Below are 23260 nucleotides of genomic sequence, written 5' to 3' on the forward strand. Positions count from 1 at the left end.
CGCCCCCCCCCCCCCCCCCCCCCCCCCCCCCCCCCCCCCCCCCCGTTGGGGACGGGGGGGGGTGGGGAAAAATCATTCGCCCCGCCCCCACCCCCGCAGCTAAAATCCCCCCTCCGCCAAACCGCCGGAGGCACCCCGTGCAGACGCACGACCCCGCAGACCCCCTGCACCGCGAACGCACCCACCTCACCGACTCCCGCGCAGCGCTCCGCACGATGCGCGAAGACGTCCAGGCCCTGGACATCAAGGACGTCACCGCGAACTGGGTCAACGCCGCCGTCCTCCAGCGCCAGATCGACGACCGCATCAAGGCCCTCGCCGACCTCACCCACACCCCCCTCTTCTTCGGCCGCCTCGACTATCTGCACGCCCCCGGCGCCGACCTCGCCGAGGGGGCGGAGGGCGAGCGGTTCTACATCGGCCGGCGGCACGTCCACGACGCCGACGGCGACCCGATGGTCATCGACTGGCGCGCCCCCGTCTCGCAGCCCTTCTACCGCGCCTCCAAGAAGGACCCGATGGACATCGGGCTGCGCCGCCGATTCGGCTACACCGGCGGCGAGTTGACGGCGTACGAGGACGAGCACCTCACGGACCCCGCCGAGGCCGCCACCACCAGCAAGCTCCTCCAGGCCGAGATCGAGCGCCCCCGCGTGGGCCCGATGCGCGACATCGTGGCGACGATCCAGCCGGAGCAGGATGAAATCGTCCGCTCGGGCCTCTCCGGCAGCGTCTGCGTGCAAGGGGGGCCCGGCACCGGAAAGACCGCCGTCGGCCTGCACCGCGTCGCGTACCTCCTGTACGCCCATCGCGACCGCCTCGCCCGCACCGGCACCCTCGTCATCGGCCCGAACAAGTCCTTCCTCCACTACATCGAGCAAGTGCTCCCGGCGCTCGGCGAGTTGGAGGTGAAGCAGGCGACGGTGGACGATCTCGTGGCGAAGGACGTCGAGGTGCGCGGCACCGACCCGGCGGAGTCCGCCGTCGTCAAGGGCGACGCCCGGATGGCCGAGGTGCTCCGCAGGGCGGTCTGGTCGCACGTCGCCACCCCCACCGAGCCCCTGGTCGTGGTGCGCGGTTCGCGCCGCTGGCGCGTTCCGGCGTACGAACTCGCCGAGATTGTCGAGCAGTTGAGGGACCGCGACATCCGGTACGGCGCCGCCCGCGAGGCCCTGCCGCAGCGGATCGCGCACACCGTCCTCGTAAGGATGGAGCAGGCCGGGGAGGCCCCCGACGACCGTGTGCAGGACGCGGTGGCGCGCAATACAGCGGTGAAGGCCGCCGTAAAGCAAATCTGGCCCCCGGTGGACCCGGCGAAGCTGGTCCTGCGCCTGCTGAACGAGCCGGACTTCCTGGCCGAGCACGCCACCGGCATCCTCACCGCCGACGAGCAGAAGGCAATCATCGCGCCCAAGCCCGCCCGCAGCGTGAAGTCGGCGAAGTGGTCGGCGGCCGACGCCGTCCTCATTGACGAGGCGAACGACCTGGTGGCCCGCACCCACTCGCTCGGCCATGTCGTCCTCGATGAGGCGCAGGACCTCTCCCCCATGCAGTACCGCGCGGTCGGCCGCCGCTGCACGACCGGTTCGGCGACGGTGCTCGGCGACCTGGCGCAGGGCACCACGCCCTGGGCGACGGCGAGTTGGGGCGAGGCGCTGCGTCATCTCGGCAAGGAGGAGGCGGTGGTCGAGGAGCTGACGGCCGGTTTCCGCGTGCCGCGCGAGGTGATCGCGTACGCCTCGAAGCTGCTGCCGTCGATCTCGCCGGGACTGACGGCGGTGGAGTCGGTGCGTGAGACGCCGGGCTCGCTCGATGTCCGCGCTTCGGCGGACCTGGACGCGGATGTGGTGGCGGCGTGCGTGGCGTCCCTCGCACACGAGGGCTCGATCGGCCTGATCGCCGCCGATGCGCGAATTCCCGTACTGGCAGCGGCACTTGAAGCAGCGGGCCACGCCTACCTGGCCCCCGGCGAGGAGACGACGGCCGAGTCCCGGCTGACCCTGGTCCCGGCTTCGCTGGCCAAGGGCCTGGAGTACGACTACGTGGTCCTTGACGAGCCCGCCGCCGTGGTCGACGGCGAGCCCGACGAACGCACCGGCCTGCGCCGCCTGTACGTCGCCCTGACCCGAGCGGTCTCCGGCCTGACAGTCCTGCACGCGGCCCCACTCCCGGCCCAACTCACCTAATACGGCAGCGACTTGATCAGTGCGTCGAGGAAGCCCGGGAAGCGGGTGTCCAGGTCTTCACGGCGCAGGCTCACGTAGCGGTTGCGGCCGACGACGCGGGTCGAGGTGACGCCGGCTTCGCGCATGATCCGCATGTGGTGCGAGACGGTCGACTTGTGCAGGTGACCGAGGCCGAGCGCGTCCGGGGCGCAGCTGTACTGCTCGCCGTCCGAGTACACCTTGAGGAGCCACAGCCGTACCGGGTCGCCCAGCGCGTGCAGCACCTTCACCAGCTCGATGTCGGCCACGTCGGGCTGCGGAAGCCACTCGTCGCCCTCGGGGTCCTGCTCCTGCTCCTGCACCATGCCCGCACTCTCCCTTCCACCAAAACTGTTTGACAACCATCAAACAACCTCTATTGTTCGAGGTGTCGCTTCGTTTGACGTGTGTCAAACCATTCTCGCACCGCGCTGCCCGTGGAAGGGGACCACCCATGCGCCTACGCCTCATCCTGCTCGCCCTCGGCACCTTCGCCGTCGGCACGGACGGGATGGTGATAGCCGGAATTCTCGGCCTCGTCGGCCATGACCTGGGCGTCTCCGTCGCGGCCGCCGGCCAGATGATCACCGTCTTCGCGCTCTCGTACGCTGTACTGGCCCCAGTCCTCGCCACGGTGACGGCGAAGTGGCCCAGGCGCCGGACCCTGCTCATCGCGCTGACCGTCTTCACCCTGGCCAACGCCCTGTCCGCGCTCGCCCCCACCTTCGGGACGCTGCTCCTGACCCGGGTCCTGGCCGCCGTCGGCGCCGCGCTCTACACCCCGACCGCCAGCGCGGTGGCGACCTCACTGGTCCCGCCGGAGCGGCGCGGCCGGGCCATCGCCACCGTCATGGGCGGCATGACCGTGGCCACCGCGCTCGGCGTACCGCTCGGCACCTGGATCGGCCGCAGCGACTGGCGGCTCACGATGTGGCTGGTCACCGTGCTCGGCGCGGCGGCGTTCGCGGGACTCGCCCTCATGCTGCGCGACCTCCCGGCCCCGGCCCCCGCCGTCTCCCTGCGCACCCGGCTCGCCCCGCTCACCGACCGCCGCGTCCTCGGCGCCGCGACCACGACCTTCCTGGTCTTCCTCGCCTACCAGACCGTGTTCATCTACTACACCGTGACCTCGGCCCCCGCGACCGGCGGCGACCAGTCCCGACTGACCCTGCTCCTGTTCGTCTCGGGCATCTTCTCCATCGTCGGCAGCAACGCGGGCGGCCGGATAGTCGACAGGTGGGGCCCGCGCGTCGTGCTGCTCACGGCGGGTACGCTCTCGGCCGCCGTCACCCTCGCCCTGCCGTGGCTCATGCAGTCCATGACGACAGCCGTGATCGCCTCCGCGCTCAACCCGATCGCGGGCTGGTCGGCCGCCGTCGCCCTGCCCGCCCGCCTGGTCTCCCTCGACCCGCCGAGCGCGCCGCTGCTCCTGTCCCTCAACTCCACCGCGCTGTACCTGGGCATCGCGGCAGCGGGCGGCACAGGCAGCGCCGCCATCGCCATCCTGGGCGACCGCTGGTTCCCCTTGGTCTCAACTGCCTTGATGCTGGCTGCTGTTGGAATGGCGTACGTGACGACGCGCGAACGTCAGGCCCGTACGGTGTCAGCGCCGCCGCCCGCGTACGCGATGAAGTCGCCCCAGGCGGTGGGCGATACGGCGAGCTGAGGACCCTGCTTGTCCTTGGAGTCCCGGATGTGGATGGTGGCGGGGCAGGTGGCGACTTCTACGCAGTCGTCGCCGTCGCCGCTGCTGTAGGTGGACTTGTGCCAGGGGAGGGCGACCTCGACGCAGTCGTCGCCCGAGCTTCCGCTGTACGTGGACTTGCGCCAGACGAGGGCGACTTCGATGCAGTCGTCACCGGAGTCGCCGCTGTAGCTGCTCTTGAACCAAGCCAGTTCGGTGGTGCTCATAGCGCTCCTCGCAGTCTCTCCAACAGGCTCACCGATTCCTGTGCATTGATGGCCTGTGAGCGCAGTTTCGCATACCGCATATGGAGCGTGCTGATCACTTTGGGATCGAAGATGAACTGGCCGCTCTCCTGTCCTTCGCAGTAACCGAACCACCTGTTGGAGGGAGTCTCCAGGAGTCGGATGGGGCCATCGAGCCCTGCATGAACTCCCGTATTCATCGGCATAATTTGCAGATCGACGTTCCGGGGCGCCACGCACACCAGCACGTGGTCGATGAGCTCCCGAGTCACCTCGGGGCCGCCGGTGAGCCGCGCGAAGACGTACTCATCGATGATGAAGCTGTACGAGGTGTTGGGGCGGTCGATGAGCAGTTGCTGGCGCTCAAGTCGTGCCGCCACCTGCGCCTCCAGCTGCTGGTCAGCGAGGGGCGGCAATCGCTGGCCGAACAACGTACGGGCGTACGCCTCCGTCTGGAGCAGACCCGGCACCAGCCGGGACTCGTACGTGTACAGGCTGATCGCCTGCTGCTCCAACCTCGCCCACTTCCTGAACCAGGACGCCAGGCCCGGCTGGCGGTTCAGGTGTGGGGCGGACTTTCGCAGCGCGCCCGTGTTGCCCAGCGCGGGCTCGGCGCGCTCGATGAACTCGGGGTCGGGCATACGGCGGCCCAACTCCACTGAGGCGACGGTGTGTTTGGAGTAGCCGACGAGCGGGGCGAAGTCCTCGCGGCTGAGGCCGGCGTGTTCGCGCAGCGCCTGGAGGACCGCGCCGAACGTCCGCAAGCTGTCGGAGGAGTCGGGCTCTCCGTCGTGTCCTTCGTGGTCCCATGCCATCGGCGGCCACCTCCCGGTGAACAGATCGCCCCGCGTACGCAACTCACCCAGAGTTACGGGAGATTGAGCGTACTGTCTACAGTGCGTGCATGTACGCTCGCGCAGCGTACGCGCCGGATGCCTGGTCGCCGGAGTGATGGCCCGGCCAGGGTGGGCCCATGCACCTCGAAGCTGAAGCAATCGCCGGTCAACTTCCGGTTACCGTACGTGTATTCAGAAAGCGGTTCGCCTCGACCCGGCGTGCGGCGGGGCTCGCGCGGAGGCTGGCACAGGGGCAGTTGGAGGCGTGGGGCGTCGCGTACTGCAGCGAGCCGTCGGACACGGTGGCGCTCCTTGTGGCGGAGCTGGCGGCGAACGCGGTGCTGCACGCGTATGTGTCCGGGCGGGGATTCGAGTTGGGGCTGCTGCTGCGCGAGGACGGCGTACTGCGGATCGAGGTGACGGACACGCGGGCCGACAAGGCGCTGCCGGTGGTGGCGTCGGCGGTGCCGGACGACCGCGAGTCGGGGCGCGGCCTGCTCCTGGTCCAGGCGCTGGCCGACCACTGGGGCACGGTGGCGGGGCTGGCCCCGCAGAAGACGGTGTGGGCCGAACTCGCGCTGTGACAGCGGGAGTTCCCCAGCCCACCCCTTCCCGAAACCCTCCTGGGGTTGGACGGCACTGGGGCTCCGCCCCAGACCCCGCTCCTCAAGCTCCCCCAAGGCCTTAAGGGCCAGGGGGTACCCCCATGAGGGGCTGCATTTTGGCTGAGCGGCATATCCCAGCCGTCCGGCATTTGAGGAATCGGGGCGCAGGGGGCAAAGCCCCCGCCAGGGTTCGAGGGGCGCAGCCCCTCAGGGAGTCTGGGGCGGAGCCCCAGGGCTCAGGATGTACGCCGCTGGATTGGACGGCCGAGGTCTCCGCACCCCGGCCGTTTTGTGTCAGCTGGCCAGCGTCAGGCCAGCTGCTTCGGGAGGCTGCTTGGGCGCCAGGTAGCCGGGGGACATGAACAGGGCGGCGAACGCCCCAGGTCCATACCGGTCATCGAGCCACGAGCAGAGTCCTCTCATGTCGCCGCTGATCGCGGTGGCCAGGATCAGGCTGTGCAGGTCCTCGGCCTCCACTTGCCCGATCTCGTCCAGGAGTGCTCCGTACCGGGCATTCACGCCGGCCTCGTACCGGCCCATTGATGCGAGATATGAGGCTTCCTCAGGGACAGCCGCCTGCGGGGCGTCGGCCAGTGCGGCGACGTCGGCGCAGTCGAGCCGTCCAGTGACGTCGCGGAACGCGAACCCGTCGGTCCCGCCGGATGCTGCGATGCCGTGCCCGGCAGCCACCTGACGGGTGATCGACCGCGCTTCCCGGTCGCAGGCGCCCTCCATCACGACCCCGATGTTCCGGGTAGTGGAGGACGAGGATCCGTCTGGCGTCGAGTAACTCCGCCCGTCGGAGCGACGGAAGTTGAGGCCGTACTGCGTGCGGGTCACCTGACCGCCGTCCATTTGGTAGCTGCGGTACGAGCCGTAGTGCAGACAGTCGTGCGCGTAGGCCCGCAGCACATCCAGGACAGCCAGGGCGGGGGCCTCGGGGGCGCCCCCGCGCAGGCCGCCGTACATGGTGACCACGGCCCGCATCTGGAGATGCCGATAGCCCTGGTCAGGGTGGTGGAAGCCTCCGAACGCCCCAGCCCGCGACGAGCGGACAGCCACCATGACCCGCTCCAGCGGCAACAGTTGGGTGAGTCCCAGGGTGGCGTAGCGGTGGCGCAGCAGCGCATGCCCGTCGTGGAACGGGGTGACATTCACGCCCATGTCCTGCCACTGGCGCAGGGCCCGCGACAGTGGCAGGAAGACGTGATCGGGATGCAGCGAGGTCAGATCGCCGCTAGTGCGCAAGCGTGCCAGCGCCAGCAGTAGCGGTGCCGTGTCGGCGCCCCTCAGATGTTCATGCGGGGCGAGGAGCGTCCCGATCAGACCGTTGTGCGGCCGTGGATCAGGGCTCGGTGTGATTCCTGGAGTCCCTCGGGGAGGGAGTCCGGAGAGAACCATGATGCCTCCAGGATTTCAAAGGAGTCGATCTTGAGGGTTCCTCCGGCCAACTCGGCCTCGTAGGCCACTTCGAGCCGGAGCTTGTATCCGCTCTTCAGGTGCACGAGCCGACCGGCCTTGACGTCCAACCCGGTCTCCTCCTTCACCTCGCGGACGATGGTGAGCGGGAACTCCTCGCCCTTGACGGCGTAGCCCGTAGGCAGCCCCCACGGGTGCTCCGGAGGCCACATGCGGTGCCGCAGCAGCAGCACCCGCCCCTGGTCGTCCCGCACGACACCGGTCACGCCGATCATGAACTTGGCGTGCGCCAGCCACAGGACGCGCCACTGTAACGGGCCTCTGATAATCCGCCACAACCGGGCGACGATCCGCTTCATCTGGTGCCTGCTTTCCGGGTGTTGATGAGCCGCGCACTGAGCGCATCACAATGGCGCATCCTGTGTAGTCGGCCAAACGCACACCGTTAACCCTGCGGCTACATCTCTAGTGGGAGTGTGGCGACATCTACCATAGAAGTCAATGCTGCGGAGGGATGCCGAGGTAGCCCTTGCAGGTCAGAGGATTGATCTCGCTTCTTGGGCTACCTGTAGCGTGGTTCTCTGGAGAAGCTGGCAAGGAGGGCCGCGTTGCCGAAGCGCACCGAACCGCCGAAGTACCGAGAGATCGCGAACGCCCTGCGTGCCGCCATCGAGCGAGGCGAATACCAGCCAGGACAACGCATCCCTGGCGAGAACGACCTCATCCGAGACCATGGCGTTTCGCGCAACACGGCGCGTGATGCGCTCGCGGTCCTTCGGCATGAAGGCATTACCGATACCCGGCGCGGTGCGGGTAACTTCGTGCGCCAGTTCCAACTGATCCCGCGGTCGGCGAACAGGAGACTCTCCCGGAGCACCTGGGGGGAAGGGCGCTCAATCTGGTCGGCCGACATGCAGGGGCGCCCCAGCGCCGAGGATGTCGACGTCGAGGAGATCGTGGCGCCGGAACGGATCGCTGGAATCCTGGGGATCCCTGCCGGTGGCCACGTGTGGCGTCGCAGTCGCACGCACCTCTCGGAAGGGCGCCCCGTCCAACTCTCCACTTCCTACCTGCCCGCCGAGCTGGTTGTCGGGTCGCCCATCACGCAACCCGACACCGGACCCGGCGGCGTCTACGCGAGACTGCTCGACCTCGGTCACCCGCCGGCACGCTTCCGTGAAGAAGTGCGTGCGCGCATGCCCATCGGTGACGAAGCCAAGGTGCTGAAGCTGGCCGCCGGCGTACCGGTCGTCCATATCGTGCGCACCGCGTTCGAAGAGGACGGAAGGCCGCTGGAAGTCAACGAGATGGTGCTGGACGGCAACAGCTACCTACTTCAGTACGACATCGACGCATAGTCCTCGCACACCTCAACCAGCCCTGAGCCCCCGCCCGTTGGCGAATTCGAGGTGGGGAGACCGCCGAGGGGGTCTGGGCGCAGCCCCCAGGGCTCGGCCCTTTCAACCCCGAGTCACGGGCGGGCGGGAAAACACCCCTCCCCCGCCCCCGCTACGCGTCAAGCGCCGTGCGCCATTCCGCGACCGCCGCCGCGTCGACGGACGCCCCCCACCCGTGCGGCCGGGACGCCCCGCCGATGTGGACCGCGTCGATGCGAGCCGCCCGCAGCACCGGCAGGTGCGAGAGCCGCAGCCCGCCGCCCACCAGGATCCGGGGCTCGTAGCCGGGCTCGCCGCGGCGCGCCGCCTCCGCCAGCAGGACGGGGAGCCCGTCGTCCACGCCCAGCGCCGATCCCGCCGTCAGATACGTGTCGAGGCCGGGCAGCCCGGCCAGTTCCTTGCGGAGGGCGTCGCGGGAGGCGGCCCGGTCGATGGCCCGGTGGAAGGTCCAGCGGCATCCGGACAGCGCGGCGGCGAGGGCGCGTACCGCCACCATGTCGGGCGCCCCGGTCTCGTCGAGGAAACCCAGGACGAATTCGTCCGCGCCCTCGGCCCGCAGCGCCTCGGCATCCCGTACCAGCGCGTCGACGTCACCCGCCGCGAACCCGTCCGCCGACCGCAGCATCACGCGCAGCGGGATGTCGACCGCGGCGCGGATCGCCGCGAAGGTCGCCAGGGGCGGGGTCAGTCCGTCGGCCGCCATGTCGGTGACCAGCTCAAGGCGGTCCGCCCCGCCGGCCTGGGCCGCGACGGCGTCCTGCGCGTCGAGCGCGATCACCTCAAGCAGTGCGCGGTTGCTCATCTGACCCCATTCCTCCGTCACCCGGGCCCGGCTCGGCCCAATAGGTCTAGTCCATTGACTACCCTACGCCGCGGACTGCCCGCCCACGTGGACGGTAAACGCGGCGCACCGAGCGCGGCGGCGAAGGCGGTCGGCCGACCCTTGCATCCGATACGCCCCGGGGGTATACATGGGGATAGGGAATACCCCCAGGGGGTATAAGCTTGGGGAACCGTCCTACGAGGAGCAGCAGCCATGACCACCACCACACCCGGCGCGGCCGACGTCGAACTCGCCATCGGCGGCATGACCTGCGCCTCGTGCGCGGCCCGGATCGAGAAGAAGCTCAACCGTATGGACGGGGTCGAGGCCACCGTCAACTACGCCACCGAGAAGGCGAAGGTCACCTTCCGCGAGGACGTGTCCGTCGCCGACCTGATCGCCACCGTCGAGGCGACCGGCTACACCGCCAAGGAGCCCGCGCCCCCGCGGTCCGCATCCGAATCCGCATCCGGGTCCGGGTCCGACGGCAGCGACGCCGGGCCCGCCGGCGAACTGCGGCCGCTGCGCCAGCGGTTGACCACCGCGGTCGTCCTCGCCCTGCCGGTCATCGCGATGTCGATGGCCCCGGCCCTTCAGTTCGAGTACTGGCAGTGGCTCTCGCTCACCCTGACCGCGCCGGTCGTGACGTACGCTGCCTGGCCCTTCCACAAGGCCGCCTGGACCAATGCGAGGCACGGCGCGGCGACCATGGACACGCTGATCTCGGTCGGCACATCGGCCGCGTTCCTGTGGTCGGTGTGGGCCCTGTTCTTCGGCACCGCCGGAATGCCCGGCATGACGCACTCCTTCGAGCTGACCATCGGCCGCTCGGACGGCGCGGGCAACATCTACCTGGAGGCCGCCGCCGGAGTCACCGCGTTCATCCTCGCGGGGCGCTACTTCGAGGCCCGCTCGAAGCGGAAGGCGGGCGCGGCCCTGAAGGCGCTGCTCGAACTGGGCGCCAAGGACGTCACGGTCGTACGCCCCGACGGCGGCGAAGTCACCATCCCCACCGCCGAGTTGAAGGTCGGCGACCGCTTCCTGGTCCGGCCCGGCGAGAAGATCGCCACCGACGGGACCGTGGTGGAGGGCAGCAGCGCGGTCGACGCGTCGATGCTCACGGGTGAGTCCGTACCCGTCGAGGTGGCCCCCGGCGACTCCGTCACCGGCGCCACCCTCAACGCGGGCGGACGCCTGGTGGTCGAGGCCTCCCGCGTCGGCGCGGACACTCAACTGGCCCGTATGGCCAAGCTTGTCGAGGACGCCCAGAACGGCAAGGCCGCCGCCCAGCGGCTCGCCGACAAGATCTCGGCGGTCTTCGTGCCGGTCGTGATCGGCCTCGCGCTCGCCACCCTCGGCTTCTGGCTCGGCAACGGATCCGGACTCACCGCCGCGTTCACCGCCGCCGTCGCCGTACTGATCATCGCCTGCCCGTGCGCCCTGGGTCTGGCCACCCCGACCGCCCTCATGGTCGGTACGGGGCGGGGAGCCCAGCTCGGCATCCTGATCAAGGGCCCGGAGGTCCTTGAGACCACCCGCAAGGTCGACATGATCGTCCTGGACAAGACCGGCACGGTGACGACGGGCCGGATGACACTGCTGGCCGTGCACACCGCGGACACGACGGACGAGGCCGAAGTGCTGCGCCTGGCGGGCGCGTTGGAGCACTCCTCCGAGCACCCCATCGCCCGCGCCGTCGCCGACGGAACCGCCGCCAGGGTCGGTACGCTGCCGGCCCCCGAGGACTTCGCGAACATCGCCGGGCTCGGCGTGCAGGGCATCGTGGACGGGCACGCGGTGCTGGTCGGCCGCGAGAAGCTGCTCCTGGACTGGGCGATGGAGCTCACCCCCGCTCTGAAGAGGGCGAAGGATGAGGCCGAGGCGGCGGGCCGCACCGCCATCGCGGTCGCCTGGGACGGCGAGGCCCGCGCGGTCCTCGAAGTCGCCGACGCGGTCAAGGAGACCAGCCCCGAGGCCGTCCGGCGCCTGCGCGCCCTCGGCCTCACCCCGATCCTGCTGACCGGCGACAACAGGGCGGTCGCGGAGGCGGTGGCGGCCGAGGTGGGCATCGAGCGGGTCTACGCCGAGGTCATGCCGCAGGACAAGGTCGATGTGGTCAAGTCCCTTCAGGCGCAGGGCCGTTCGGTCGCCATGGTCGGCGACGGTGTGAACGACGCGGCCGCCCTGGCCCAGGCCGACCTGGGCCTGGCGATGGGTACGGGCACGGATGCCGCGATCGAGGCGGGCGACCTGACGTTGGTACGGGGCGACCTGCGGGCGGCGGCGGACGCGATCCGGCTCGCGCGCAAGACCCTGGGCACGATCAAGTCGAACCTGTTCTGGGCCTTCGCCTACAACGTCGCCGCGCTGCCGCTGGCGGCGTCGGGCCTCCTGAACCCCATGATCGCGGGGGCCGCGATGGCCTTCTCCTCGGTGTTCGTGGTCGGCAACTCCCTCCGCCTGCGAGGCTTCCAGCCCACGGGCAACTGACCCCGCTGCCCCGGCCCGCCGCAGCCACCCCGCCTGCGGCGGGCCCCCTTTCTTTCCCACCCGCCCGCCCGTTCCGCCGGGTGGAGAGGGTGGGCCACCTGTGCGTGGCTGAGCATCACTGGCGGCCGACCGGCCCGCAGTCGCCGACGGCGGGCACCAACCACAGGTGCTCAACCATCCGAGCGGGCAGAACGGGTGGGCGGGTGGGAAAATGAGGCCCGCCGGAGGCGGGCGCCGACCCACCGGGCCGCGGGCGCCGACGGCGATGCACCACCCACAGGTGGCCCGGCTTCCCAACCCGGCGGAAGGGGCGGGCGGGTGGGAGAACGCCCCACCCCCGCTACCCTCACCGCATGCCGCCCCAGAGCCACGACCTCCGCCTCCGCTGGCGCCGCGCCCTCCTCGCCGCCCGCCCCGCCCGCGGCAACGGCGGCCCGGATCCGGACCCGTACGCCGAGAACCTCCTGGCCCGCTGGGCCGAACCCCAGCGCCGCTACCACGACACCGCCCACCTCGCCGCCGTCCTCGACCGCATCGACGTACTGGAGCAGTACGCGCACGACCCGGACCTGGTGCGCCTCGCCGCCTGGTTCCACGACGCCGTGTACCTCCCGGACCGCTCCGAGAACGAGGAACGCTCGGCCCGGCTCGCCGAACGCGCCCTGCCCGAGGCCGGTTTGAGTGCGCAGGCCACCGCCGAGGTCGCCCGCCTGGTACGCCTCACCGTCACCCACGCCCCCGAGGACGGCGACACCAACGGCGCCGTCCTGTGCGACGCCGACCTCGCGATCCTGGCCGCCGCGCCCGATGCGTACACCGCGTACACCGCCGCCGTACGCGAGGAGTACGCCTTCGTACCGGACCCGGCGTTCCGGGCGGGCCGAGCCGTCGTGCTGCGCCAACTCCTCGCGCTGCCAAGGCTGTTCCGCACCCCGCACGGAGAACGCGAGTGGGAAGCGGCGGCCCGTGCGAATCTCCGGGCGGAACTGGCCCTGCTCACCGCATAATCGGCCCGAGCCGAAAGCGGCTCGCTCCCGTACGGAAAGCAGGTATCCCGCGTGCTCCCCGTGACCGTCCAGGCCGACCGCATCGCCCTCCACGAGCTGACCCGCGCGTCGGCGGCCGAGCTCCAGTTCGGCGGCTCCGGCGGCTGGGAGTGGGCGCCCGGCGGTCCGCACGAGGGCAGCCGGTTCGCCGCCGGGAAGATGCTGGCGGCGATGATGGCCGACCGGCACCTGACCGGCTGGGGCGCGTACGTCATGGTCCGTACCGAGGACGACCGGGCCATCGGCGGCATCGGCTTCCACGGCCCGCCCGAGGACGGCCGCGTGGAGATCGGCTACGACCTGGCGGAGTCCGCGCGCGGCCGCGGATACGCGACCGAGTCGCTCAGCGCGCTCACCGCCTGGGCGCTCGCCCAGCCCGGCGTCGAGACGGTGTACGCGACGACGGACGAGGACAACACCGCCTCGCAGCGGGTTCTGGAGCGGGCCGGCTTCACGCGCATCGGCGACACCCCGCGCCCGATCGGCGGCCGCGAGGCCCAGCACCTCTTCGAGCGGAGCGTCCGCGAGGCTCCGGCCGAGACCGGGCCCGAGACGTGGACCGAGACGTGGACCGAAACCGGGACCGGGACCGAAACCAAGGCCGGGACCGCGACCGGGACCGGGACCGAAACCAAGGCCGGGACCGCGACTGGGACCGGGACCGAAACCAAGGCCGGGACCGGGACCGGGACCGAGGCCGAAACCAAGGCCGAAACAGCGACCGGGACCGAGATCTGGCGGGAATAGCAGATCCAGCCAACCCGTTAGCATGCGATATGCCCGCCGACGCCATACCCGCGCCCGCCCCCGCATCCACCACCCCCACCCCCAGCACCCCTTCCGCTGCCCCGCGCATGCCGCTCGCCGTCTACATCCTCGGCCTGTCCGTCTTCGCGCTCGGCACGAGTGAGTTCATGCTCACCGGGCTGCTTCCCTCCATCGCGGACGACATGAACGTGTCGATTCCGCAGGCGGGACTGCTGATCTCCGCCTTCGCGATCGGCATGGTGGTGGGCGCCCCGCTGCTTGCGGTGGCCACCCTGCGCCTGCCCCGCCGAACCACCCTGATCGCGCTGATCTCCGTCTTCGGCCTGGGCCAGATCGCCGGTGCGCTGGCCCCGAACTACGCGCTGCTCTTCACTTCGCGGGTCGTGTCCGCGCTGGCCTGCGCAGGGTTCTGGGCGGTCGGCGCGGCGGTCGCCATCGCGATGGTCCCGGTGAACGCGCGGGCCCGCGCGATGGCCGTCATGATCGGCGGTCTGTCGATCGCGAACGTACTCGGCGTGCCGCTCGGCGCGGTGCTCGGCGACAACCTGGGCTGGCGTTCGGCGTTCTGGGCAGTCGGCGCCGCCTCCGCGATCGCGCTGGTCGGCATCGCGACCCGCATCCCGCGCATCCCGCTCCCCGCCGAGAAGCCCCGGCTCAGCCGCGAGCTGCGGATCTACCGCGACCCGCAGGTGCTGATCTCGGTTGCCATCACCGCGCTCGCCGCGGGCGGCGTGTTCTGCGCGTTCAGCTACCTCAAGCCGCTCCTCACCGATGTCGCGCACCTGGACCCGGGCTGGGTCCCGGCCGTCCTCGGCCTGTTCGGCGTGGGCGCCCTGGTCGGTACGACGATCGGCGGCCGGGTCGCCGACGCGCACCTCTTCGGCGTGCTGCTCAGCGGCATCACGGCCTCGACGGTCTTCCTGGTCGCGCTCGCGCTGTTCGCCTCGACGCCCGCCGTCGCGATCACGCTGTCGTTCCTGATCGGCTGCTCGGCGTTCTACACGGCGCCCGCGCTCAACGCCCGCATGTTCAACGTCGGCGGCGCCGCCCCGACGCTGGCCGGCGCGACGACGACCTCGTCCTTCAACCTGGGCAACACGGCGGGCCCCTGGCTCGGCGGCATCGTGATCAGCGCGAACCTCGGCTTCGCCGCCACCGCCTGGGCGGGCGCCGCGATGACGGTCCTCGCCATCGGCCTGGTCTCGGTCTCCCTGCGGCTGCACAAGTCCCGCTCCCGCGTGGTCGCCCGCTCCACAGACCAGGCACCCGCCGAAGCGTGCGCGCACGTCTGACGGGGATACGGGGACGCGGAGACACAGGGACACAGGAACACAGAGACACAGCAAAGCGCCCCGCACCCTTGAAGGGTGCGGGGCGCCTCGGTGTCCGTCGTCCGGTCAGGCCGGGGTGACGTTCTCCGCCTGCGGACCCTTCGGGCCCTGCGTGACGTCGAAGGTGACCTGCTGGTTCTCCTGAAGCTCGCGGAAGCCCGCGGAGTTGATCGCGGAGTAGTGCACGAAGACGTCGGGGCCGCCGCCGTCCTGCGCGATGAAACCGAAGCCCTTTTCGGCGTTGAACCACTTCACGGTGCCGGTAGCCATCTGTTTCCCCTGTCGAGGATCGTGGGGCACTGGCTTGTCAGCACCCCTGGGTAAGGTGATCGCCCTGGTCCTCGGACATTGCTGCACAGCAAGACGCCCACGGCGTAAACCGCGGGCGCTGAGACTTCGGAACCACGACTACTGGCAAGGAAGTTAGCCGATCCGCAGTCGTCTGGCTACGGGCCGCAGCCGAACCGGTGAAAGTTCCGGCCGGCGCGCCATCGCGGGGCCCGTTCAGGCGGGCCCGCGCCAACACTTGGGCCCGTTCAGGCGGGCCGGCCCTTCGGCCTGCGCAGCCCCGCCTCCGTGAGACGGCGTACCAGCTCCTTCGAGCCGATCTCCACCGCGCCTGCACGCACCGCGTCCGCGTAGCGCTGCGAGGGCACGTCGTAGTGGTCGCGTTCGAAGGCGCGCGGCGGGCAGCCGATGGACGCCGCGAACACGTGCAGTTCCTCGTACGAAACGTCGCTGACCAGATGCGACCACAGGCGGCCATGGCCCGGCCAGGTCGGCGGGTCGATGTAGAGCGTCATCCGCGCGTCATCCGCCGAGTCCGCCGACCGGAGCGACCACGACGCCCGCCTTGCCGCACACCCAGTGCGGGTCGGGCCCGAGCTCCGGTTCCACGTCCAGCGCGTGCGGATCACCCGCGTCGCACACCGGGCACAGCGGCCAGCGGCCGTACCGCTCCAGGAGTGCGTCCTGTACGTCCTGGGCAACCAGGCCCGCGACGTACTCCGTGCCCTCGGGCCACTGCTCGACCCACCAGCGCCGGTGGGTCACCGCGTCCTCGACCAGCGAGACGACATCCGCGTGCGCCACATCGCGCGCCGCGAGATCCGCCAGGACCAGAGCGCGGGCCGCGTGCAGTGCTTGCTCCAAGGGCTGTACGTCGTCCATGCACACCATTGTCACCCCACCCGCAACAGGAGCACCCACCGCAAGCCCCGCCCTCGACGCGGCCCGACGGGACCAAGGGCCCGGCGCCGAAGGGACCGAAGGGGGTTGACCGGAGAACGTCCCGAAAATATCTTTCAATAGTGACCAATGATGTGAAGGAAAGTTTCAGCGGCGGCGCCCCGCCCGCGCCGGCGGCCCTCGCCGCCAAGGTGCGCACGCTCGCGCCGTCCATGACCCGCTCCATGCAGCGGGTCGCCGAAGCCGTCGCCGGCGACCCGGCCGGCTGCGCGGCCCTCACGGTCACCGGCCTCGCCGAGCTCACCGGCACCAGCGAGGCCACCGTGGTGCGCACCGCCCGCCTGCTCGGCTACCCCGGCTACCGGGACCTGCGCCTCGCGCTCGCCGGGCTCGCCGCCCAGCAGCAGTCGGGCCGGGCCCCCGCGGTCACCGCCGACATAGCCGTCGACGACCCGATCGCGGACGTGGTCGCCAAGCTGGCCTACGACGAGCAGCAGACCCTCGCCGACACCGCGGCCGCCCTCGACACCGTCCAACTCGGCGCCGCCGTCGGCGCGTTGGCGGCCGCCCGGCGCATCGACATCTACGGGGTCGGCGCCTCCTCACTGGTCGGCCAGGACCTCGCGCAGAAGCTGCTGCGCATCGGCCTCATCGCGCACGCCCACACCGACCCGCACCTCGCCGTCACCAACGCCGTGCAGCTCCGCTCCGGCGACGCGGCGGTCGCGATCACCCACTCCGGGTCGACGGGCGACGTCATCGAGCCGCTGCGGGTGGCCTTCGACCACGGCGCGACCACCATCGCGATCACGGGCCGCCCCGACGGGCCGATCTCGCAGTACGCCGACCACGTCCTGACCACCTCCACGGCCCGCGAGAGCGAGCTGCGCCCGGCCGCGATGTCCTCCCGGACCAGCCAACTCCTCGTCGTGGACTGCCTGTTCATCGGCGTCGCCCAGCGCACGTACGAAACGGCGGCCCCGGCCCTCGCCGCCTCGTACGAGGCCCTGGCCCACCGGCACAACCCCCGTACCAGATAGGCCAGTTGGCCATTTCCGACCCGTACCGGACAGGCCAGTCGACCAGCCACCACAAGACGTGAGCGCCGTACGCACGAGAACATGGGCGTACGCACGAGAACACGAGAAAGAGCCGCCGTCACCATGACCACCCAGGACTACGCCGAGCTCCGCGCCCAGCTGGCCACCCTCACCACCGAGGCGTTCCGGCCCGAACTCGCGGAGATCGACCAGCTGCCGACCGCCGAGATCGCGCGGATCATGAACAGCGAGGACGCCACCGTCCCCGCCGCCGTGGCGCAGCGGCTCCCGGCCATCGCGGCCGCCATCGACGCCACGGCCGCGCGGATGGCGCGCGGCGGCCGGCTCGTCTACGCGGGCGCCGGTACGGCCGGGCGGCTCGGCGTCCTCGACGCGAGCGAGTGCCCGCCGACGTTCAACACCGATCCGTCCGAGGTCGTCGGGCTGATCGCGGGCGGCCCCGCCGCGATGGTCAGGGCGGTCGAAGGCGCCGAGGATTCCAGGGAGTTGGCGGCCGAGGACCTGGACGCGCTGCGGCTGACCGCGCTCGACACCGTGGTCGGCATCTCGGCCTCGGGCCGCACCCCGTACGCGATCGGCGCGGTCGAGCACGCCCGCCGCCTGGGCGCGCTCACCATCGGCCTGTCCTGCAACGCGGACAGCGCGCTCGCGGCCGCCGCCGAACACGGCATCGAGATCGTGGTGGGCCCCGAACTGCTCACCGGATCAACCCGGTTGAAGGCGGGCACGGCGCAGAAGCTCGTCCTCAACATGATCTCGACGATCACCATGATCCGGCTCGGCAAGACCTACGGAAACCTGATGGTCGACGTACAGGCGTCGAACGAGAAGCTGCGCGCCCGCTCCCGCCGCATCGTGGCCCTGGCGACCGGCGCGGACGACCCGGAGATCGAGGCCGCGCTCGCCGCCACGGACGGCGAGGTGAAGAACGCCATCCTGGTCATCCTGGGCGCCGTCGCGGGCCCGACGGCAACGCGCCTCCTGAACGAGACCGGGGGCCACCTGCGCACGGCGCTGGACGCGGCCCGCACGACCCACTGACCACGCACGACCCACCCGCCCCGGGCACCGCCACGCGCCTGAGCACCGCCCGTCATCCCTGACGGAAGTCGTCCGCGCGCTCCCACGCCCACGAGCGGAACGCGCGCGGCCTCCCGAGCACCTCGCGCCCCACCGCCGGCTCGCACCCCAGCACCCTCATGCGCGGACTCAACCCGCACATTCCGCCCCCGGCACGCCGCGCGTCAACGGCGCAGACGTCTCCACCGGAAGGAGCGAAAGTCTCACAGGAGTGGCTATTATGCCGTCAACGACATAACAGCTTGCGTGCCATGACGGACCCGTACGTGATCGAGGTGGGGTGTGCGAGAGCGAGCACGGCCCGGCCCACAAGACGTACAGCCGTGGCGAGGAAGGGGACGCGTCATGAACCACGCCCGCTGGAAGCTGGCTCGCGAGAAGGCACTCGCCGAGGGGTACGTCGAACCTCCCGAGGTCGCCGCCGAGCGCGCCGAGATCCGACTGGCCATGGCCTTCGCCAAGGCCGTCTACGACCGCCGCAAGGAACTGGGCCTGTCCCAGGCCGAGGTGGCCGAGCGCTCCGGGCTCACCCAGGCCAAGGTCTCCCGCGTCGAGGGTGCCGACGCCGTCCCCACCCTGCCCCTCCTGCGCCGTCTCGCCCGAGCGCTGAACGCCTCCCTGAACATCGCCCTGGATGACGACCACGAAGAGGTCACCTTCATCGCCCACCCTGCGGCCTAGCTGCCGGAAGCGTCGTCCGTACGGTGTCTCTCCCCTCCCTACGGAACCGAGTGCGCCACCAGGTACGACCTGAGCCGGAACGCCCTTGCGTGCCCCTCCCTCGCCCTGCTACGCAACGCCCCGCCTTTTTCGGCCAAGCCCCTGTTCGCGCTTGCACAGCCCCAGGTCGCGCCCCCTAACGTCGGACGGGTGCGGCGGAGGGGCCGTCGGGGACACAGGGGGCACGGGGGACATGAGTACAGCGCCGCATTCGAACAGCTGGCAGCAACTGCTCGACATGGCGGGCCCGCCCGACCCGTCCATGGCCCTGGCCTCGGCCGGCTCGGGCGGGGGCGATCTGCTGCACACCGCCAAGCCCTGGAACGACGCGGCCGGAGCCGCCCACACGCTGCGCACGGACACCGCCACCGCGAAGAGCGCCCTGACCATGGCGCACGCCGGACTCGGCGCGGGCACCGCCGGTCTGCAAAGCGCCACCACGCTCACGACCGTACTGACGTCCTGGGAAGACCGGCTGACCGCTGTGCACGACGAGTGCGGCTCCCTCGAACCGAAGCTGCGCGAGGTCGCCCGCACCATGGGCAGCACGGACCACGGCGTGAAGTCCTCCATCACCGGGTACGCCGCCCCGGCCCCGGCCGACGCGAAGGACCGGTGACCGGGGTGCTCACCTGGCAGCAACTGCGGGACCTGAAGCTGGCCGAACTCCAGGGCGCGGCCGACGGGTGGGGGGCGGTCAGCCGACACGCCGACGCCGCCCGGAACCGGCTCAGCAACGAAATGCTGGGCGCGATCGAGAAGACCCAGTCCAGCACCGCAGCCGACAGCGCGGCAGTCCGGCTCAGGGGGCTCGACCGCAACTACGACTACGTACACATCGAGTGTGGTCTCGTCCGGACCTCTCTCGACTCGCTCGCCTACGAACTCGCGGGACCGCAGCGGAAGTTGAGGGACGCGCTGGATGATGCGGCGGCACTGAAGTTCGGCGTGGGTGCCGATGGATCGGTGAGCTACCCGCCCGGCGGCGAGAACCTGATGTCGAAGCAGCCGCTCCCCGGCGGCAGCGCGAGCGGGGGCTCACCCCTGATGGCCCGCCCGCCGACTCCGGGCGGGCCGCAGCTCGGCCTCCCCAACGCCAACCCGAACCACGCCAAGGCACAGGCGATCGCGGACCGGATCCTCGACGCGCTGCGGGAGGCCCACCGCATCGACGAACGGTTCAGCACCACCCTCGCCAGACTCAAAGCCGAACCCGGGCTGAGTGTGGCCACCGCGACGTGGGAGGACGTCGCCACCGACGCGGCCGCAGTACGCGAAGTCTCCGGCCGTTACCTGAAGGACGACATCCCCACGGACAAGTCGCCGGCCGAACGCAAGGCCTGGTGGACCTACCTCACCGCCAAGGAGCGCGAGGAGTACCTCGCCGCCTACCCGGACATCATCGGAAACCTGGACGGCATCCCGAGCGAGGTCAGAGACCACGCCAACCGCGACAACCTCCAGATCCTGATCGGAAAGCTGGCGGCGGAGGAAGGCAACCCCGAGGCACAGACCAAGCTGGCGGGACTGCGTTCCATCGACAACCAGTTGAGGGCCGTGCCGAGGGACGGCGCGCCACCGATGTACCTGCTCGGCATCGGCGACGAAGGCAACGGCCGCGCCATCGTCTCCTTCGGCAACCCGGATACAGCGAAGAACGTCTCGGCGTACGTCCCTGGGCTGAACACCAAGCTCGACGAGCACTTCGCTTCGACGGACATCAAGCGCGCCCGGAACACCGCCATTGGCGCCCGCTTCTACGACCCGTCCAGCGCTTCCATCGCCTGGCTCGGCTACGACGCGCCCCAGATTCCCGCCGAAAAGCTCCTCGACAACACCGCAGTGATGGGCACGGGAGATGCTGAAGCGGGGGCGGCCTCGTACAACCGGTTCATGGCTGGGGTTTCCACGACGAGCCAGGTGGCGGATCCGCACATCACCGCCATCGGCCATTCCTACGGCTCCCTCACCGTCGGCCTGGCCGCACAGGAGCCCGGCGGCATTCCTGGCGCCGACGACGTCATCCTCGTCGGCAGCCCCGGCACCGAGGCGAAGAGCGCTGACGATCTCGGCGTCGGCCGTGACCACGTGTACGTCGGTGCGGCCAAGAACGATCTGGTGACTCGGCTTCCCAGCCTCCCGGAGGCTGGGGGCATTCTGGCCGGCGGCCCTCTCGGGTTCGTGGAAGGAGCCGCCACGCCGCTCGGCCCCGTCTACAGCGCTGTCCGGGGCTCCCATCTGGGCTATGCCGTTGGACAACTCTTTTCCGACCCGTCGGAGATCTACTTCGCTACCGACCCCGCGAGTCGCGAATTCGGAGCGCATCGCTTCGCCGTCGCCGACGGTCCCCCTGTGGGGGCGGACGGCATTCCCGCACACTCCAACTACTTCGACTCCGACCAGGGCGAGGACCAGACGTCTGCCCGCAACATCGCCAAGATCGTCTCCGGTCACCGTCGCGAGATCACCACGCAGGAGCCTCGATGAACCATGCTTTGCGCTCCGTTGCGGTGCTTCTGCTTCTTGCTGCCACCGGCTGCGGGCCGATCTCCGGCAGCGGCACTCCAGGAAGGAAAGGACCGGACATGGACATGCGGCAAGGGGCCGAGAAGGCCGACGGGATCCTTCAGCAGACGCTGGCCGACATCAAACCTGCCTTGCGGTGGACCCACGGGCCTTCGAGCGACATCGGCTGCAGCACCGGAAACAACTCGGGCACGGGGACCGGCACGGTGACGCGGCGCATCGATGTCCTGACGATCGTCTCCAAGGAGAGGCGTGGCAGCCTGCTCGGGGTGGTCGAGCGCAACTGGCGGTCCCGGGGGCTCACCATCGCGAGCGTGGAGGCAGGCAAGGAGTTCCCGGCGATCAACGCGGCGTCGCCCGACGGCTTCCAGATCAGCGTGGCGGTCGGCGGCGGAGGCCAGTTCGAGTTCTCCGTATCCACGCCTTGCTACGCCCAAAGCAGCGTGCCGGATCCAGCCACCCAGCCCAACACGCCTCCCCGTAAAGGCGAATACCCCTGGCGCCCCGACATCCACGACGACTTCTGGTCCGCCACCACCCCAACCCCCAGCACTCCGGCCCCCTGACTCTCCGCCCCACATACGCGTTCCACCGGAGCCCCGATGAAGCACCTCCGTCGCGCGTGCGGCCTGCTCCTGCTGGTGTTCATAGCGGGGTGCGGCCTCACTTCGCCAGTCGCCGCGGGCAAGAAGGAACGGGAGCCGACGAACATGAACATGCAGCAAGTCGCCGACAGGGCCGACACCATCCTCCAGGAAACCGTTGCCGGGATCAGTCCGGGGCTGCGCTGGGTCCACGACGCACCGGGCCAAAGCGGCTGCACGGACTGGAAGAACGCCGATGCCGGAACCGGCTACGTCAACCGTGGGCTCATGATCATGACGATCGTCTCCCCCGAGCGCCGGGGCAGCCTCCTCGGAGTCGTGGAACGCGGGTGGAAGGCCCGTGGGTTCACCATGACGAACACCCGGTCCGACAGCGAATTCCCCGCCATGTTCGCGTCGACCCCGGACGGCTTCCGCGTGGAGGTCGCCGTAGGGGGCGAGGGCCAGTTCCGCTTCGGTGTCACCACACCTTGCGCCCACTCTTCCCCGGTACGGAATCCCACTACGCCGTCCAACGTCGACACGAGCACCCCCGCTTACGAAGGGGGCAAACCTCTCCCGCGCCCCTACATCCACGACGACTTCTGGTCCGCCACCACCCCAACCCCCAGCACTCCGGCCCCCTGACTCTGCTGAAGCTCGACGGCGAGCCGCGCGGTGCCGCCCCCTTACTGGGATCGTGCGCCACCAGCGCGGTGTCGGCCCGCGGGCTCAGGCGAGGGCTGCGACCAGCAGGGCGAAGGCGGCGATGATGACGGCGACGCGGACGTAGTGGAAGCGGTCCCAGCGGTTCATCTGCTCCTTCCAGTCCTCGGGCCGGTTCTCGGGGGTCCACGTCTTGCCCCGGTTGTTGATCGGGACGAGCAGCAGAAGCGACATGATCACGCTCAAGATCAGCAGCGCGCCGGCGGTGACGACGAGGCCGGCGCCGTGGTGATGCCATCCGGCGATGGCCCAGACCGCGCTCAGGACGAGCGAGCCGATGTACCAGAACGGCATCACGGCGCCGAGCATCCGGCCCCCGTGGGCGCGGCCGAGTTGGCCACTGTCCTCGGGGAGTGCGTTGAAGATCGGGTTGAGGACGAAGGCGACGGAGAACTCCACCCCCACCATCAGGCCGACGATCACGGTGGTGACGATCTCAAGCGCGTTGAGCATGACTACCCCTCCCAGGATCTAGCGTTGCTAGGTGATGGGGCAACGCTAGTACTGCTGCCGCTTGATTGTCTAGC

The 23260-nt window shown here is 70.4% G+C and carries 25 protein-coding genes; 15 read left to right on the top strand and 10 right to left on the bottom strand.

Annotated elements, in window-relative coordinates; genetic code table 11:
- Positions 1-215: 215 nt before the first annotated feature.
- Positions 216-2186 (top strand): HelD family protein, encoded by a 1971-nt coding sequence (locus ACIBK6_RS21535; protein WP_399053052.1) that lies wholly within the window; start codon positions 216-218, stop codon positions 2184-2186.
- Here ACIBK6_RS21535 and ACIBK6_RS21540 read toward each other — a convergent pair.
- A complete protein-coding gene (locus tag ACIBK6_RS21540; protein WP_399052899.1) occupies positions 2183-2530 on the bottom strand; it encodes an ArsR/SmtB family transcription factor in 348 nt (115 codons plus the stop codon). The two genes, ACIBK6_RS21535 and ACIBK6_RS21540, sit on opposite strands and share 4 nt — an antisense overlap.
- Before the next feature lie 128 nt (positions 2531-2658).
- Between ACIBK6_RS21540 and ACIBK6_RS21545 the strand changes: the two genes are divergently transcribed.
- Positions 2659-3870 (top strand): MFS transporter, encoded by a 1212-nt coding sequence (locus tag ACIBK6_RS21545; RefSeq protein WP_399052900.1) that lies wholly within the window; start codon positions 2659-2661, stop codon positions 3868-3870.
- Here the strand turns inward: ACIBK6_RS21545 and ACIBK6_RS21550 are convergent.
- Together ACIBK6_RS21550 and ACIBK6_RS21555 are read right to left on the bottom strand one after the other, a co-directional pair.
- Positions 3792-4115, bottom strand: coding sequence for a DUF397 domain-containing protein (locus ACIBK6_RS21550; RefSeq protein ID WP_399052901.1), 324 nt, complete (start codon positions 4113-4115; stop codon positions 3792-3794). The two genes, ACIBK6_RS21545 and ACIBK6_RS21550, sit on opposite strands and share 79 nt — an antisense overlap.
- Positions 4112-4948 carry a helix-turn-helix domain-containing protein gene (locus ACIBK6_RS21555; RefSeq protein ID WP_399052902.1) on the bottom strand — a complete coding sequence of 279 codons (837 nt, stop codon included), beginning with the start codon at positions 4946-4948 and terminating at the stop codon, positions 4112-4114. Before ACIBK6_RS21555 ends, ACIBK6_RS21550 begins: the two co-directional genes overlap by 4 nt.
- A gap of 158 nt (positions 4949-5106) precedes the next feature.
- On the opposite strand from ACIBK6_RS21555, the gene ACIBK6_RS21560 reads away from it, so the two are divergent.
- The gene (locus ACIBK6_RS21560; protein WP_399052903.1) at positions 5107-5553 is read left to right on the top strand and encodes an ATP-binding protein; all 447 of its coding nucleotides are present in this window, start codon (positions 5107-5109) and stop codon (positions 5551-5553) included.
- Between the two features lie 315 nt (positions 5554-5868).
- Here the strand turns inward: ACIBK6_RS21560 and ACIBK6_RS21565 are convergent, their stop codons facing one another.
- Together ACIBK6_RS21565 and ACIBK6_RS21570 are read right to left on the bottom strand one after the other, a co-directional pair.
- Entirely contained in the window at positions 5869-6822 is a 954-nt protein-coding gene (locus tag ACIBK6_RS21565; RefSeq protein ID WP_399052904.1) for a hypothetical protein, read from the bottom strand.
- A gap of 74 nt (positions 6823-6896) precedes the next feature.
- Positions 6897-7352, bottom strand: coding sequence for an NUDIX domain-containing protein (locus ACIBK6_RS21570; RefSeq protein WP_399052905.1), 456 nt, complete (start codon positions 7350-7352; stop codon positions 6897-6899).
- Positions 7353-7601: 249 nt separating this feature from the next.
- Here ACIBK6_RS21570 and ACIBK6_RS21575 point away from each other — a divergent pair, with 249 nt between their 5' ends.
- Complete coding sequence (locus ACIBK6_RS21575) at positions 7602-8351, top strand: GntR family transcriptional regulator (RefSeq protein WP_399052906.1); 750 nt, start codon at positions 7602-7604, stop codon at positions 8349-8351.
- 151 nt (positions 8352-8502) lie between these two features.
- Here ACIBK6_RS21575 and ACIBK6_RS21580 read toward each other — a convergent pair whose 3' ends face one another.
- Entirely contained in the window at positions 8503-9192 is a 690-nt protein-coding gene (locus ACIBK6_RS21580) for a copper homeostasis protein CutC (RefSeq protein ID WP_399052907.1), read from the bottom strand.
- A 234-nt stretch (positions 9193-9426) separates the two neighbouring features.
- Here ACIBK6_RS21580 and ACIBK6_RS21585 point away from each other — a divergent pair, with 234 nt between their 5' ends.
- The 4 genes from ACIBK6_RS21585 (at position 9427) to ACIBK6_RS21600 (ending at position 14809) form a co-directional block, all read left to right on the top strand.
- On the top strand, positions 9427-11703 hold the full coding sequence (locus tag ACIBK6_RS21585) for a heavy metal translocating P-type ATPase (RefSeq protein ID WP_399052908.1): 2277 nt from the start codon (positions 9427-9429) through the stop codon (positions 11701-11703).
- 353 nt (positions 11704-12056) lie between these two features.
- Positions 12057-12710 (top strand): hypothetical protein, encoded by a 654-nt coding sequence (locus ACIBK6_RS21590; protein ID WP_399052909.1) that lies wholly within the window; start codon positions 12057-12059, stop codon positions 12708-12710.
- Positions 12711-12761: 51 nt separating this feature from the next.
- On the top strand, positions 12762-13496 hold the full coding sequence (locus ACIBK6_RS21595) for a GNAT family N-acetyltransferase (RefSeq protein WP_399052910.1): 735 nt from the start codon (positions 12762-12764) through the stop codon (positions 13494-13496).
- A gap of 107 nt (positions 13497-13603) precedes the next feature.
- Entirely contained in the window at positions 13604-14809 is a 1206-nt protein-coding gene (locus tag ACIBK6_RS21600; protein ID WP_399053053.1) for a Cmx/CmrA family chloramphenicol efflux MFS transporter, read from the top strand.
- Positions 14810-14914: 105 nt separating this feature from the next.
- Here ACIBK6_RS21600 and ACIBK6_RS21605 read toward each other — a convergent pair whose 3' ends face one another.
- From ACIBK6_RS21605 to ACIBK6_RS21615, 3 genes are all read right to left on the bottom strand, one after another.
- A complete protein-coding gene (locus ACIBK6_RS21605) occupies positions 14915-15118 on the bottom strand; it encodes a cold-shock protein (RefSeq protein WP_399052911.1) in 204 nt (67 codons plus the stop codon).
- Positions 15119-15384: 266 nt separating this feature from the next.
- A complete protein-coding gene (locus ACIBK6_RS21610) occupies positions 15385-15651 on the bottom strand; it encodes a DUF4031 domain-containing protein (RefSeq protein ID WP_399052912.1) in 267 nt (88 codons plus the stop codon).
- Positions 15652-15658: 7 nt separating this feature from the next.
- A complete protein-coding gene (locus ACIBK6_RS21615) occupies positions 15659-16018 on the bottom strand; it encodes a hypothetical protein (protein WP_053724152.1) in 360 nt (119 codons plus the stop codon).
- Between the two features lie 140 nt (positions 16019-16158).
- On the opposite strand from ACIBK6_RS21615, the gene ACIBK6_RS21620 reads away from it, so the two are divergent.
- From ACIBK6_RS21620 to ACIBK6_RS21650, 7 genes are all read left to right on the top strand, one after another.
- Positions 16159-17076 carry a MurR/RpiR family transcriptional regulator gene (locus ACIBK6_RS21620; protein ID WP_399052913.1) on the top strand — a complete coding sequence of 306 codons (918 nt, stop codon included), beginning with the start codon at positions 16159-16161 and terminating at the stop codon, positions 17074-17076.
- Between the two features lie 123 nt (positions 17077-17199).
- Positions 17200-18138, top strand: a complete 939-nt coding sequence (gene murQ / locus ACIBK6_RS21625; protein ID WP_399052914.1) for an N-acetylmuramic acid 6-phosphate etherase — start codon at positions 17200-17202, stop codon at positions 18136-18138.
- 384 nt (positions 18139-18522) lie between these two features.
- Positions 18523-18858, top strand: coding sequence for a helix-turn-helix domain-containing protein (locus ACIBK6_RS21630; protein WP_399052915.1), 336 nt, complete (start codon positions 18523-18525; stop codon positions 18856-18858).
- A 232-nt stretch (positions 18859-19090) separates the two neighbouring features.
- A complete protein-coding gene (locus ACIBK6_RS21635; RefSeq protein WP_399052916.1) occupies positions 19091-19516 on the top strand; it encodes a hypothetical protein in 426 nt (141 codons plus the stop codon).
- The gene (locus ACIBK6_RS21640; protein WP_399052917.1) at positions 19513-21384 is read left to right on the top strand and encodes an alpha/beta hydrolase; all 1872 of its coding nucleotides are present in this window, start codon (positions 19513-19515) and stop codon (positions 21382-21384) included. The genes ACIBK6_RS21635 and ACIBK6_RS21640 overlap by 4 nt, the downstream gene beginning before the upstream one ends.
- Before the next feature lie 98 nt (positions 21385-21482).
- Positions 21483-21989 carry a hypothetical protein gene (locus ACIBK6_RS21645; protein WP_399052918.1) on the top strand — a complete coding sequence of 169 codons (507 nt, stop codon included), beginning with the start codon at positions 21483-21485 and terminating at the stop codon, positions 21987-21989.
- A gap of 36 nt (positions 21990-22025) precedes the next feature.
- Positions 22026-22655: a hypothetical protein gene (locus ACIBK6_RS21650; RefSeq protein WP_399052919.1), complete on the top strand. Its 630-nt coding sequence runs from the start codon at positions 22026-22028 to the stop codon at positions 22653-22655.
- An 84-nt stretch (positions 22656-22739) separates the two neighbouring features.
- On the opposite strand, the gene ACIBK6_RS21655 is transcribed toward ACIBK6_RS21650, so the two are convergent.
- Positions 22740-23186, bottom strand: coding sequence for an anthrone oxygenase family protein (locus tag ACIBK6_RS21655; protein ID WP_399052920.1), 447 nt, complete (start codon positions 23184-23186; stop codon positions 22740-22742).
- Between the last annotated feature and the right edge of the window lie 74 nt (positions 23187-23260).

Source organism: Streptomyces sp. NPDC050485, from assembly GCF_044458185.1.
GTDB lineage: Bacteria > Actinomycetota > Actinomycetes > Streptomycetales > Streptomycetaceae > Streptomyces.

Coding starts and splice junctions, on each gene's coding strand:
- ACIBK6_RS21535 (WP_399053052.1), top strand. CDS start 216: ATGCGCGAAGACGTCCAGGCCCTGGACATCAAGGACGTCACCGCGAAC.
- ACIBK6_RS21540 (WP_399052899.1), bottom strand. CDS start 2,530: ATGGTGCAGGAGCAGGAGCAGGACCCCGAGGGCGACGAGTGGCTTCCG.
- ACIBK6_RS21545 (WP_399052900.1), top strand. CDS start 2,659: ATGCGCCTACGCCTCATCCTGCTCGCCCTCGGCACCTTCGCCGTCGGC.
- ACIBK6_RS21550 (WP_399052901.1), bottom strand. CDS start 4,115: ATGAGCACCACCGAACTGGCTTGGTTCAAGAGCAGCTACAGCGGCGAC.
- ACIBK6_RS21555 (WP_399052902.1), bottom strand. CDS start 4,948: ATGGCATGGGACCACGAAGGACACGACGGAGAGCCCGACTCCTCCGAC.
- ACIBK6_RS21560 (WP_399052903.1), top strand. CDS start 5,107: ATGCACCTCGAAGCTGAAGCAATCGCCGGTCAACTTCCGGTTACCGTA.
- ACIBK6_RS21570 (WP_399052905.1), bottom strand. CDS start 7,352: ATGAAGCGGATCGTCGCCCGGTTGTGGCGGATTATCAGAGGCCCGTTA.
- ACIBK6_RS21580 (WP_399052907.1), bottom strand. CDS start 9,192: ATGAGCAACCGCGCACTGCTTGAGGTGATCGCGCTCGACGCGCAGGAC.
- ACIBK6_RS21585 (WP_399052908.1), top strand. CDS start 9,427: ATGACCACCACCACACCCGGCGCGGCCGACGTCGAACTCGCCATCGGC.
- ACIBK6_RS21590 (WP_399052909.1), top strand. CDS start 12,057: ATGCCGCCCCAGAGCCACGACCTCCGCCTCCGCTGGCGCCGCGCCCTC.
- ACIBK6_RS21600 (WP_399053053.1), top strand. CDS start 13,604: ATGCCGCTCGCCGTCTACATCCTCGGCCTGTCCGTCTTCGCGCTCGGC.
- ACIBK6_RS21605 (WP_399052911.1), bottom strand. CDS start 15,118: ATGGCTACCGGCACCGTGAAGTGGTTCAACGCCGAAAAGGGCTTCGGT.
- ACIBK6_RS21610 (WP_399052912.1), bottom strand. CDS start 15,651: ATGACGCTCTACATCGACCCGCCGACCTGGCCGGGCCATGGCCGCCTG.
- ACIBK6_RS21615 (WP_053724152.1), bottom strand. CDS start 16,018: ATGGACGACGTACAGCCCTTGGAGCAAGCACTGCACGCGGCCCGCGCT.
- murQ (WP_399052914.1), top strand. CDS start 17,200: ATGACCACCCAGGACTACGCCGAGCTCCGCGCCCAGCTGGCCACCCTC.
- ACIBK6_RS21630 (WP_399052915.1), top strand. CDS start 18,523: ATGAACCACGCCCGCTGGAAGCTGGCTCGCGAGAAGGCACTCGCCGAG.
- ACIBK6_RS21635 (WP_399052916.1), top strand. CDS start 19,091: ATGAGTACAGCGCCGCATTCGAACAGCTGGCAGCAACTGCTCGACATG.
- ACIBK6_RS21645 (WP_399052918.1), top strand. CDS start 21,483: ATGGACATGCGGCAAGGGGCCGAGAAGGCCGACGGGATCCTTCAGCAG.
- ACIBK6_RS21650 (WP_399052919.1), top strand. CDS start 22,026: ATGAAGCACCTCCGTCGCGCGTGCGGCCTGCTCCTGCTGGTGTTCATA.
- ACIBK6_RS21655 (WP_399052920.1), bottom strand. CDS start 23,186: ATGCTCAACGCGCTTGAGATCGTCACCACCGTGATCGTCGGCCTGATG.